Here is a 12,972-nt window from a genome sequence, read left to right as displayed (position 1 = left end):
CGTCCCTTATGCGGGGTCGGTCTTCCCCCCCTCCCCCCGCGCCGGGGGGTTTGAGTGTGTGTGGGGGCCGCCGGGGCGGCGCCCACCCCCCACACACACCCGCCGCCCCCCCCCGCTCCCACAGGGCTCCTCTTGTCGCGTATTACTCGAGGCCGGTCCAGCGATGCCGTTCGGCCATGGCCAGGGCCAGCTTCGGGCTGCGGCGGGCGACGCGCTCGTTCTTCTCGCGTTCGGCGCGGATCGCCGGCCACGCGGCAAGGTAATCCGCGAGTACCTGCGGATCGCAAACGTAGCGCTGGAGCGTTTCGGGATTCGCCGAGCGCAGTGCCACCGCGCCGTTGTAACCGCCGAAGCCCTGGGTGGCGCAGATCGCGCCGCCGTTGGCGTTGCCCGGCGAGGGCTCCGCCTGCAGGTGGAAGTGCCCGGCGACTTCCGCGAGATCCGGATCGATGCGGCGCAGGGTCGGCACGCCCGGTGCCTTCTGGCCCAGCACGTACTGCAGCGCCTGCGACATCGCCTTCAGGCCGGTCTCGCCCATGGTGTGGCCGTCGCCGACCGCCTTGGGCGTACCGACGAACAGCTTCGGCAACTCGCCCTCGCGCTTCTGGCGGTCCGCGGCGCCACGCAGGCCCGCCAGGGCGGTGCCCAGGTCGGTCTTGGAGTTCGTCCGCGTACCGGTTGCGTGCGCAGCCAGGTACTGGAAATCGTCCACGGTGTAGCCGTGCGCCTGATAGGCCATGTCCAGCGCCTGCACCAGGGCGTTCTCGCCGCCGAAACCGACGCCGGCGAAGTGCGCCTTGCCGCCGGCCTCGCCGCTGGTGCCCCAGCCGACGATGATCGAGGTGATGTCGAGCTGGTTGCGCAGTGCGAAGTCCAGCGTCGTCACGAGCAGGCCGGAGCCGCCATGGCCGACCACCGTGCCGTCGGCATCGATATCGAACGGCGCGAGCGAGTCGTGCACGCTGCGTTCGGAACCGTCGCCGTGCGCCGCGTTCTTGGTGGCCAGCTTTTCGCCGGTCATGAGCGCGCCACCGCCGAACGCCTCGAGGATGCCGTAGCGCGGCTGCAGCGCGGCGTCGGCCGCGGTGAGCAGCACGAGCTGCGGGCGCTGGAAGCCGGGGTAGTCGAACAGCAGCTGCGGCGCGATGTCCGACAGGGCGATGAGGCTTGAGGCGCAGGCACCGACCGCCGTGGCGGGCGCCTGCGGTACGCGCATGAAGCCGACATCGTCAGACTTCAGCGACTCCCGCAGATCCGGATTTTTCAGGACGCGGCTGATGCTGTAGGAGGGCGAGAGCATCGTCGACACCAGCGCCGGGCCATGCGAGCCCAGCGAATGGGCCAGGCGCACCGCGAAAGTGTCCTTGGGGATGCCACCTTCAGGGAGCGGCGCATCCGGACGCAGCCACTGGCCCAGGGCGTCGTCGCCGCCGAAGGCGGTGGCCGAGGCCACGCGGAAACCAAAAGGATTCGGCACGATCTCGGAGAGCGGACGCGGCAGGCCAGCCAGCGCGCCCAGCGCGCCATAGGCGAACAGCTGCGCCTGGAGGGAAGGGCTCAGCAGCGGATCGTTCTGGAACAGGCCATGCATCTCCTTCAGGCCCGACGCGCGGATGTCCTCATAGCGCAGCCCGGCCAGGCGGCGCAGGCCCACGGTCTCGAGGTCGTGCGGCAGCGGCGCGGCGATATCGGTGACGACGCGCGGCGCGAGGTCGCGCACGCCCGGCACGTGCCGGATGCCCATGTTGGCGCGCAGTTCGGCACCGTGCAGGCGCTTGAGTTCCGCCAGCGAGACCGGCTGGCCGGCGTGTTCGCCGGTGGCCCAGCGCATGCCCTCGGAGGCGTCCACCGATTCCGGGTCGAGCTCCACCAGGCCGGCGTCGAACGCGGCCAGCGCCAGGAATTCCTCGGATTGGGCCACGAGGGCCTGGTAGGTTTCGGTCGAGCCCACGGCGGAGAGGGTGCAGGCGGTACCGACCGTCACGAGGACCTGGTCGCTTCTCAGGGAGCTTTTCGACATTGCGCGTGGGTATCCGAACAGATCAAACGGGAATTATAGGCGGAGTGACCGCTTTCGGCGTGGCGTGCCTTAATACTACCGGGTAAAAAACCATGGGCACCATGGCAACGCGCCGTCCGCCCACCGATGTTAGGGTGGGCCAGTCCATAAGGAAGGGGTGCCGGAACGTGTCCATGCGTACGCCTGCATTTGTACTGCTGATGCTTCTTTCCACCCCGGCCCTGGCCCAGGCGCCGGGCTCCCCATCAACCGGTCACCGTGCCGAGGCACCGTCCATGATCGTCAACCAGAGCCCTACCGATGTCGCGACCACGGTTGCCCGCGTACGGGCGACGCTCGAGAAACTGAAGGTGCCGGTGTTCGCCACCTTCGACCATGCGGCGAATGCGAAGGAAGCCGGGTTGCAACTGCGGCCGACGACCGTGCTCGTCTTCGGGAACCCGGCGGTCGGCACACACCTTATGCAGGACCAGCAGGCGATCGCGCTCGAGCTGCCGTTGCGCCTGGCGGTGTGGGAGGATGCGCAGGGGCACACACAGGTGGGTTATCACGATGTTCGCCAAATGGCTGACGAATATCATGTAACTGACCACGAAACGGTAGACAAGCTCACCGGCTTCATGGCGAATCTGGTCAAAAACGCCACGGCTAGCACGAATTGATCAGTGCCGCGCATTACGTGACGCAGTTGGCAAAAACAGCGTAACGAGCCGATCTTCTGCCGGAATTCCCTAGGTAATTCTACGCAGTTCCTTAAGATCGCGACCTGACGGGTACAGAATCTTCACATTCGTATCCGTACGGACACGTCTCACAGGGGCTGCGCGATCGTCTTCTCTTTCGCCGGCATTTCAATCGATTCAAATTAGAAAGGAAGGTTCCGTGGCTGCCCGAGAGCGGGCGGCGGAGCGTTGCCTGCGCCACCGCGTCCGCGGACGCGTCGACAGGGGAAAACAAATGAACCGGGTATTCCGCATCGTGTGGTCCACGGCCGTGGGCGCGTGGGTGGTTGCGTCTGAATTCGCTGGCAAGCATGGCAAGGGACGCGGCCTTGCCGCCGCCACCGACGAACGCCCGGCGCTGAAGCGCGGCGGTACCGCGCTGACGTTGTCCCTTGGCGCGCTCGCGGTATCTGCGGCGCTGTATGCGCCTGGCGCAATGGCAGTCGATCGCTACTGGGACGTCAACGGTGGTTCCGCACTCAGCGGTGGCACGGGTACCTGGGATACCAGCACGGCACTGTTCAACAGTGCGAGCGACGGTGTCGCGGGCCCCTTCGTGAAGTGGAACAACGCGGCGCTCGATAATGCGGTGTTCGCTGGCACGGCGGGTACCGTGACGCTGAGCGGTGGCATCACCGCGCAGGCGCTCACGTTCTCGGTAAGCGGTTATGAGCTCGACGGCGGCACGCTGACACTGGGCGGAGCAACACCGACGATCAGTTCGGCCACCGGCACGGCCACGATCAATTCTGTTATCGCGGGGTCCGCGGGGCTGACCAAGGCCGGCGGCGGCTGGCTCGCACTTGGAGGCGCCAACACGTTCTCCGGGGGTATCAACGTGCAGGCCGGCGGGTTGCAGGTGACCGGCGACGCGGCACTCGGTGCGGCGAGCAACGGCATCGCCATGGCGTCGGGTACCCTACTCACGGCGACCGATACGGCGCTGGCATCGACGCGCACCATCACCACCACAGGCACGGGCGACATCACGTTGCGCGGCCTGGTCGGCGGCGCGCGCTATACCGGCACCGCCGGCATCCTTGCTGTCAGCGGCGTCAACATGAGCAACGCCACGAACAACTACACCGGCCGCACCGTGTTCCTCGGCGGTGGTGGTGGGTACGCGTTCACCTCCATTGCCAACCTTGGCGTTGCGAGCGCGCTTGGCGCGCCCACGGACCCAACGGTCGGCAAGATCGTCGTGCAAGCCGGCGGTGGCCTGGGCGGCACCGTGACGTACACCGGTGCGGGTAACGAATCCAACCGCGCCTGGGAATTCCAGAGCACCTCGAGCGGCGGCACGACGCTGAGGAACGCGGGCACCGGGGTGCTGAAACTCACCGGCGACATCGCCGCGGTCAACCCGTACCTGCTCGCCATGGGCTTCCAGGCGGTGTCCGCCGATATGGAACTGACCGGCGTGCTCAGCAGCACCACGGACCGCACGTTCGCGTACGCCGGATCCGCCGGACGCAAGATCACACTGGGGAACGCAAACACGTACACGGGTTCATCCCAGATCAACACGATCACCGTCGAGGCAAACGTGTTGGCCGATACCGGTACGGCAAGCTCGTTCGGCACCGGGTCCGGCACGGGCGCCGTGATGGCGATGATCGGCGGCACCCTGAGTTACAAAGGCGGCGCCGCGAGCAGCAATCGCGGGTGGACGATCGACAACGCCAGCGCCGTTAACAACGATAGCGCCACCGGTGGCCTCACCCTCACGGGGAACGCAGCCTTCCTCGCTGGCGGCACCGATACACTCTCGCTGGGCGGCACGTACACGGGTGCCAACTCGTGGTCGGGCGTCATCAGCGGCGCCGGCACTGTCGTGATGAACGGCTCGGGCACCTGGGTACTCGCCGGCGCCAACACGTACACGGGCAAGACGACCGTGACCACCGGTACGCTGGTCGCTGGCTCGACGCAGGCCTTCGCTGGAACGAGTGGCCTGCAGGTCGATGGCGGTACCCTGGACCTGAACAGCCAGGCGATCACAGCGCCGTCGCTGGCAGGCGCGGGCGGCACGGTGGCCCTCGGCAGCGGCACTCTCACCCTCAAATCATCCACCGGCACGGCCACGTACGGCGGAAAGATCACCGGTACGGGCGGGCTGACCAAGCTGGGTGCGAGCACGGCGACGCTCAGTGGCGCGAATACCTACACCGGCACCACCACGATCGGCGGTGGCACGCTCGCGCTGGACTTCACGGCTGCCGGCGCGCCCGCGAGCAACATCATCAATGCCGCATCGGCGTTGAACCTCAACGGCGGCGCGCTGGCGATCAACGGGCGTAACGGTGCGAACAGCCAGGGTTTCAGCTCCCTGGATATCACGGCGGGCAGCAACCGGCTCAACGCGACCGCAGGCGCCGGTGGCACGCTGGCGGTCGCCGTGGGTGGCATCAACCGCACCGGTGGCCTCATCGAGTTCGGCTTCAATACCGGGGCCCCGATCAGCACGACGCACGCGGCTGGCGTGCTCGGCGGCTGGGCGACGGTAAACGGTACGGACTACGCCCAGGTCACGGGCGGCGTGATCGGCGCGTTCACCAATTACGCCAACAAGGATGACGCAAGCACCTGGCTCAACGGCGACATCGTCAGCGATGCTGGCGGCAGCGCAAACACACCCTACGTCAACACGGTCACGGGTAATGTCGCGCTCGGCGGCCTGAAGTACACCGCGACCGCGAACTCCACGGTCAACGTCGGCGCAGGCAACACGCTCGGTGTCGATGGCAGCATCATCGTCGCGCCAGGCGTCGGTGGCGCGGCCATCCGGATCAACGGTGGCGCGATGACAGGTGGCGCGGGTGGCAGCCCCCTGGGCGTGCTGCAAAACAGCGCGGGGACCTTCAGCATCGCATCGGCGATCGTCGACAACGGCGGCGCTACGTCGTTCGCCGCGGGTGGCACGGGGACCGGTGCGATCGCGTTGTCCGGCGCCAATACGTACACCGGTGCGACGACGATCAGTGGCAGCAGCCTCAACTTCAGCAGCGTGGCCAATGGCGGGGCAGCCAGTGCCCTGGGTGCTTCATCGGCGGATGCCTCCAACCTGATCCTCGAGAACGGCACGCTGCGCTACACGGGCGCGACGGCCAGCACGGACCGCGGATTTACCCTGGTGAATGGCGGTCCGTCGCGCACCATCACGGTAGACGGCACGACCAACCTGACCTTCGGCGGCACGGTGACCAGCCCCGATGATGCCGGCTTCACCAAGGCCGGTGCCGGCACGCTGACGCTTGCCAACGCCACGAACGATTTCGTCGGTCCCGTGGTCGTGAATGCCGGCTATGTCGCGACCGGCAGCCTGGCCAATGGAGGGCAGGCGAGCGGGATCGGCGCGGGGACCAGCGACTCTTCCAGCCTGGTCCTGCAGAGCGGTGGTGGCCTGGAGTACACCGGCGGTACGACGGCGACCGATCGTGGCATCACGCTGGGCGGAGGCAACGGCCTGGTCGCCGTGGATAACGCGGCGACGACGCTGACCGTCAGTGGAACCGTCACCGGGGCCGGCCGTTTGCTGAAGGAAGGGGATGGTGTCCTCGTTCTATCGGGCGCCAACACGTATACCGCCGGGACGACCGTGGATGCCGGCACGCTGCGCGCGGGATCCGCTCTGGCCTTCGGCGGCACTGCCGCAGGCACGGGCGCGGGCGTGATGACCGTCAACTCGGGAGGGACCCTCGACCTGGCCGGACTCGATGTCTGGGTCGGGGGGCTTAACGGCTCGGGCAACGTAAACCTCGGTGCCGGCACCCTCAAGGTGAATGGCAACGGGACATTTTCCGGCGCGATCAGCGGCACCGGTGGCGTGCTCGTGTCGGGACGCAGCCAGGTCATGAACGGCTGCGGCAACAGCTACACGGGCATCACCACGCTGGCGAGCGCGTCGATCACGACGGATTGCCTGGCCAACGGCGGCCAGGCCAGCGGTGTCGGTGCTTCGGGTCCGGCGCCGGGCAACCTCGTCCTGCAGAACGGCACGCTCATCTATACCGGCGGTAGCGTTGCGATCGATCGTGGCATGCAGATCACCGGCGCGGGTGGCATCAGCGTCACGGATGCGGGGGCCACCCTCGGTGTCTCGGGCGTGATCACGGGCGCGGGGCAGTTCCAGAAGCTGGGCGCGGGTACGCTGGTGCTCTCGGGCGCGAACGATTACACGAACGGGACCTATGTCCGCGGCGGCACGCTACGGGCGAACATCGCCAACGGCCTCGGCGGCGGCCTGCTTCGCTTCGACGATGTCGCGGGCGCCCAGTTCGACATGAACGGGTTCAACACCGCAGTGGCGGTCATCACCGGCGGTGGCACGACCGGCGGCAACATCTCGCTGGGTGGCGGCACGCTCACCACGAATGGCGCGTCGACCGTCGGAACCGGCATGTACTCGGGTGCGATCTCGGGTAACGGCAACCTGGTAAAGAACACCGGCAGCGTCCAGTACCTTGCTGGCACGGCCAGCACGTATGTCGGGACGACGACCATCAACGCTGGCACCCTGACCGTACAGTCGCTCGCTAACGGGGGTGCCGCGAGCTCGATCGGCGCGGCAAGCAATGCCGCGAGCAACCTGGTCCTGAGCGGTGGCGTGCTGCAGTACGTCGGTACGGGTGACAGCACGGATCGGCTGTTCTCGCTGGGCGCATCGGTTAACAGTGCGCTTGATGCGGAAGGCGCGGGGGCCATCCAGTTCACGAACACGGGATCGGTGGCCTACCTGACCGCGAATACCGCCCAGACCGTGACGCTCACCGGTGCAAGCACGGCGGACAACAGCCTCGCCGCGAAGCTCGCGGACAATGGGACAGGCAAGACCACGCTGCGCAAGACCGGCGCGGGTACCTGGATCCTGCGTAATCCCGCCAGCACTTACACCGGCGTGACCACCATCGTCGGCGGCGTGCTCGGTGTCGACAAGCTGACCAACGGCGGCCTGGCGAGCAGTATCGGTGCCTCGACCAACGCGGCCACGAACCTGGTCATCGGCAGCGGTGCCACTTTGCGCTACACCGGCGCGGGCGATACCACGGACCGCCTGTTCACGCTTTCCACGGGCTCCAGCGTCATCGAATCGTCCGGCACGGGTGCCATCGTCTTCAGCAACACCGGCTCCGCCGCGTATGCGGGCACCGGGAACCGCACGCTGGGCCTGGGCGGCAACAATGCCGCCAACAACACCATGGGCGGGTCGATCATCGACGGCCCCGGTGGCGTCACCACGCTTGCGAAGAACGACGCAGGCACCTGGTTGTTGACCGGAAACAACACGTACACCGGCAATACCGTCGTCAACGGCGGTGTCCTGCAACTCGGTAACGGCGGCACCACGGGGTCCATCGCGAGCCCGAGCGTCATCGTCGCCGCCGGCACGCTGGCGTTCAACCGCTCCGATGTCATGGTTCTTGACGGCACGATTTCCGGCGGCGGCGGCGTGCAACAGAAGGGCAGCGGTACCACGGTGCTTACCGCCACCAACACCTACACGGGCGGAACGACGATCACTGGTGGCACGCTGCAGCTCGGCAACGGCGGCGCGAGCGGTTCGGTCGTCGGCGACGTCGTTGATAACGGCACCCTGGCGTTCAATCGCTCGGATGCAGTCGGTTTCAACGGACTGGTATCCGGCGCCGGTGGAGTTACCCAGCGCGGCGCGGGCGTGACCCGGCTCACCGCGGCGAACACATACAAGGGTGCGACGACCGTCGAAGCCGGTAGCCTGCTGATCAATGGTGACCAGGCGGGTGCGACGGGCACGACGACGGCGCAGGCGGGCGGTACGCTCGGCGGCACGGGCGTCATCGGCGGCGATGTCGTCGTCGCCAACGGCGCCTTCCTTTCCCCGGGCGATACCGGGGCAGCTGGCACCCTCACCGTCAATGGCAGCCTGTCGGTCGCGGCCGGCGGCACGCTGAATTACCAGTTCGGCCAGGCCGATGTCGTGGGCGGTCCGCTCAACGATCTCACCGTCGTGCACGGCAACCTCAACCTCGATGGCACGCTAAACGTCTCGGCCACGCCGGGTGGCAGTTTCGGCCCGGGTCTGTACCGGATCATCAGCTACGACGGCACGCTCAACGACCAGGGTCTGGCGCTGGGCACGACGCCGGGCGGCTCTTTCCAGGTGCAGACCTCGGTCGCGCATCAGGTCAACCTGCTCAACGGCTCGGGCCTGACGCTGAACTTCTGGGATGGCCCGGCAGGCCATGCCAACCATACGGTCGATGGCGGCACCGGTGTATGGCAGAACGGCAGCGGCAACGACAACTGGACCGACCAGACCGGTTCGTACAACGCGCCTTACACGAATGGCGTGTTCTCGATCTTCATGGGCACGCCCGGCGTCGTCACCGTCGACGATGGGCTGGGCAATGTCACCAGCGCGGGCATGCAGTTTGCCTCCAGCGGCTATCGCATCACGGGTGATAGCGTGACGCTCGCGGGCGGTCCTTCCATTTTCCGCGTCGGCGACGGCACCGTCGCGGGCGCGGCGATGACCGCCACCATCGATGCGGTGCTCGGCGGGACCGGTGGCCTGCAGAAGGAAGACCTCGGCACCCTCGTGCTGGCCGGCAACAACACCTATACCGGTGGCACGGCCGTCAACGCAGGAACGCTTCAGGTTTCCGCCGATGCGAACCTCGGCGCGGCCGGTGGGGCATTGTCTATCGACGGCGCGACCTTGCGGACCACCGCCGCCATGACCACGGGTCGTGCGGTCACGGTCAACCAGGGTGGCGCCACCTTCGATGCCCAGGCGGATCTCGACCTGAGCGGCACGGTGGGTGGCGCCGGCGCGGTGACCAAGACCGGTGCCGGCACACTGACGCTCGAGGGCGCGAACACGTACGCGGGCGGCACGGCGATCCTGGGGGGCACCGTCTCGGTCGCGTCCGACGCGAACCTGGGCAACGCCGCGGGCGCGCTCTCGCTCAACGGCGGTGCGCTCGAGAACACCGCGACCTTCACCATGTCGCGCGGCGTAACCCTCGGCGCAGGTGGCGGCACGTTCAGCACGCTGGCCGACCTCACGCTCGCGGGCGCCATCGGCGGCGCAGGTGGCCTGGCCAAGGCCGGCAACAGCGCGCTCATCCTTACCGCCGACAGCACGTACACCGGCGGCACGCTGGTGGGCTCCGGCGTGCTCCAGCTGGGCGATGGCGGCACCTCGGGTTCGGTCGTCGGGAACATCGTCAACAACGGCACGCTCGTTTTCAACCGCAGCAACACGCTGACGCTGGCCGGCGCGATCTCCGGCACTGGCGCACTGGAACAGCAGGGCGCGGGCACGACGATCCTCGCCGGCAACAACAGCTATGCGGGTTCCACGGCAGTGCGCGGTGGCACGCTCATCGTCAACGGCAACCAGTCGGCAGCGACCGGCAACACCACGGTAGATGCCGGTGCCACGCTGGGTGGCAAGGGCACCATCGGCGGGAACGTCACCATCGCGGACGGCGGTACGCTGAACGCGGGTGACGTCGGCAATGCGCCCGGCACGCTATCGATCCGCGGCAATCTTGGTTTGAATGACACGTCGAACCTGCATGTCGACCTCGGCCAGGCCAACGTCGTCGGCGGCCCGCTCAACGATCTGGTCAAGGTGGATGGGGACCTTACCCTCGACGGCGTGCTCAACGTCGCGGTGTCTTCCGGCGGCAACTTCGATCCGGGCATCTACCGGATCATCGGCTACAACGGCAGCCTCAGCGATAACGGCATGTCGGTCGGCTCGGTACCGTCGCCGAACTACTTCCTGCAGACCTCGATTGATCACCAGGTCAACCTGGTGAACACCAACGGGCTGCCGGTGAACATGTGGGACGGCAACGGTGGCCGCGGCGATGGCGTTGTCACCGGTGGCGACGGCCTCTGGCAGAACGTGAGCGGTAACGACAATTGGACGCTGGTGGATGGCAGCGTCAATGCCTCGTTCGTCGACCATAGCTTCGCCATCTTTGCTGCTACCGCGGGCACGGTCACCGTGGACGCCAGCCTGGGCGCCATCAACACCTCGGGCATGCAGTTCGCCACCGACGGCTATCGCATCGAAGGCGACAGCATCGCGCTGGTGGACGGCTCGCCGGTGATCCGTGTCGGCGACGGCACGACCGATGGCGCGTCGATGACGGCGACGATCGCCTCGGAACTCACCGGTACGAACGGCCTCACGAAGACGGATCTCGGTACCCTGGTGCTGGCCGGTGAGAACAGCTACCTGGGCGGTACCGCCATTACCGGCGGCACGCTCCAGATCGGCGAAGGTGGCACCACGGGCTCGATCCTGGGCGACGTGGCCAACGATGGAACGCTGGCCTTCGATCGCTCGGACGACGTGAGCTTCGACGGACTGATCTCCGGTACGGGTGCGGTCATCCAGCGCGGCACCGGTACGACGGTGTTGACGGGCGCCAACCGCTACTCGGGCGCCACCATGGTGCAGGGCGGCACGCTGCTCGTGAACGGCGATGCCAGCCTCGCCACCGGTGCGACGTCGGTGCTCAGCGGCGCGACCCTCGGCGGTGGCGGCACGATCGGTGGTGACGTGAACGTCGCCGATGGCGCAACGCTCAGCCCCGGCGCGATCGTGGGCGAAGCAGGCACGCTGACGATCAACGGCAACCTCTCGCTTAGCGCCAATGCCACGCTGGCCTACCAGCTTGGCCAGGCCGGCACGCCGGGTGGCCCGCTCAACGATCTCACCGTGGTGCATGGCAACCTGACCCTGGATGGCACGCTCAATGTGTCGACCACGGCGGGTGGTGCCTATGGCGCGGGCGTCTATCGCCTCTTCAGCTATGACGGCGCGCTTACCGACAACGGCCTGGCGCTCGGCACGATGCCGGCGGCGGACAACTTCGTGCAGACGTCGATCGACCACCAGGTGAACCTGGTCAACACGAACGGCCTGACCCTGAGCTTCTGGGACGGCCCGGGCCACGCGAACGACGGCGCGATCACGGGCGGGAACGGCACCTGGCGCCTCGCCGACAACGACAACTGGACCGAGGCGGCCGGCGCGATCAATGCACCGTACAGCGAAGGTGCTTTCGCGGTCTTCGGTGGCACGGGCGGCACGGTGGCGGTGGACAACGCCAATGGCTTCGTCAGCGCCTCCGGCATGCAGTTCTCGGCCGATGGCTACCGCATCACCGGCGACGCCCTGACCCTCACCGGCGGTGCCGCGGCGATTCGCGTCGGCGATGGCAGTGCGGCGGGTACCGGCATGACAGCGACCATCGACGCGGCCGTCAACGGCGCGGGCATGCTGGTAAAGGATGACCTCGGCACGCTGGTGCTCAACGGCGATAACACCTATGTCGGTGGTACCACGGTGCACGCGGGTACCTTGCAGGTGTCGCGGGATGCCAACCTGGGTAACGCGCTCGGCAACGTGTCGATCGACGATGCCACGCTGCACAGCACGGGCACCTTCGCCAGTGCACGCAGCGTGGGCCTGGGCGGCGCTGCGACGATCGCCACGGACGCCGGCACGACGCTTACGCTGGGTGGGGCCATCGGCGGCACCGGCAGCCTCACGAAGGAAGGCGCAGGCACGCTGATGCTAGGCGGCGCGGCGACGTATGACGGTGCGACCACGGTCGCCGGCGGCACGCTCGGGGCCACTGCGGCCGATGTGTTCAATGCGTCCTCGGATTACACGGTGCAGACGGGCGCTACGCTCGATCTTGGCGGCAACGCGCAGCAGGTCGCTTCGCTGGCAAACGCCGGTACCGTGCACTTCGGTGCGGCGCCGGGCACGACGCTGACGGTGCAGGGCGACTACGTGGGGCAGGGTGGCACGCTGCAGTTCAACAGCGCGCTGGGTGGCGACGGCTCCTCGACCGATATGCTGGTCGTTGGCGGCGACACCTCCGGCAACACGCAGGTGGCCGTCACCAACGTCGGTGGTACCGGCGCGCCGACCGCGCAGGGCATCAAGCTGATCGATGTGAAGGGTGCATCGAACGGGACGTTCGCGCTCAAGGGCGATTACGTGTTCCAGGGCGACCAGGCCGTGGTGGCGGGCGCGTATGCGTACCGCCTCTACAAGGACAGCCCCAACGCCGTGGATGGCGACTGGTACCTTCGCTCGGTGCTCGCCGACCCCACGACCGACCCGGTCGGCGGCGGTGACCCCGTCGGTGGTGGCGACCCGGGCAATGGTGGCGGTACGGCTCCGCTCTACCAGCCGGGCGTGCCGGTGTATGAGGC

Annotated in this window: 3 protein-coding genes; 2 read left to right on the top strand and 1 reads right to left on the bottom strand. The window is 67.6% G+C overall.

The window, feature by feature from the left end; all coding sequences use genetic code 11:
• Positions 1-142 precede the first annotated feature (142 nt).
• A complete protein-coding gene (locus ACTHLF_RS21045) occupies positions 143-2,020 on the bottom strand; it encodes a hypothetical protein (protein ID WP_440330156.1) in 1,878 nt (625 codons plus the stop codon).
• 173 nt (positions 2,021-2,193) lie between these two features.
• Between ACTHLF_RS21045 and ACTHLF_RS21040 the strand changes: the two genes are divergently transcribed.
• Together ACTHLF_RS21040 and ACTHLF_RS21035 are read left to right on the top strand one after the other, a co-directional pair.
• Positions 2,194-2,682: a DUF302 domain-containing protein gene (locus tag ACTHLF_RS21040; RefSeq protein WP_440330155.1), complete on the top strand. Its 489-nt coding sequence runs from the start codon at positions 2,194-2,196 to the stop codon at positions 2,680-2,682.
• A gap of 295 nt (positions 2,683-2,977) precedes the next feature.
• The coding region (locus ACTHLF_RS21035; protein ID WP_440330153.1) for an autotransporter-associated beta strand repeat-containing protein at positions 2,978-12,972 on the top strand (9,995 nt) is incomplete at its 3' end.

The organism is Luteibacter sp. (assembly GCF_051958795.1).
In the GTDB taxonomy this organism is placed as follows: domain Bacteria; phylum Pseudomonadota; class Gammaproteobacteria; order Xanthomonadales; family Rhodanobacteraceae; genus Luteibacter.
This window is presented reverse-complemented; position numbering and strand designations above follow the sequence as displayed.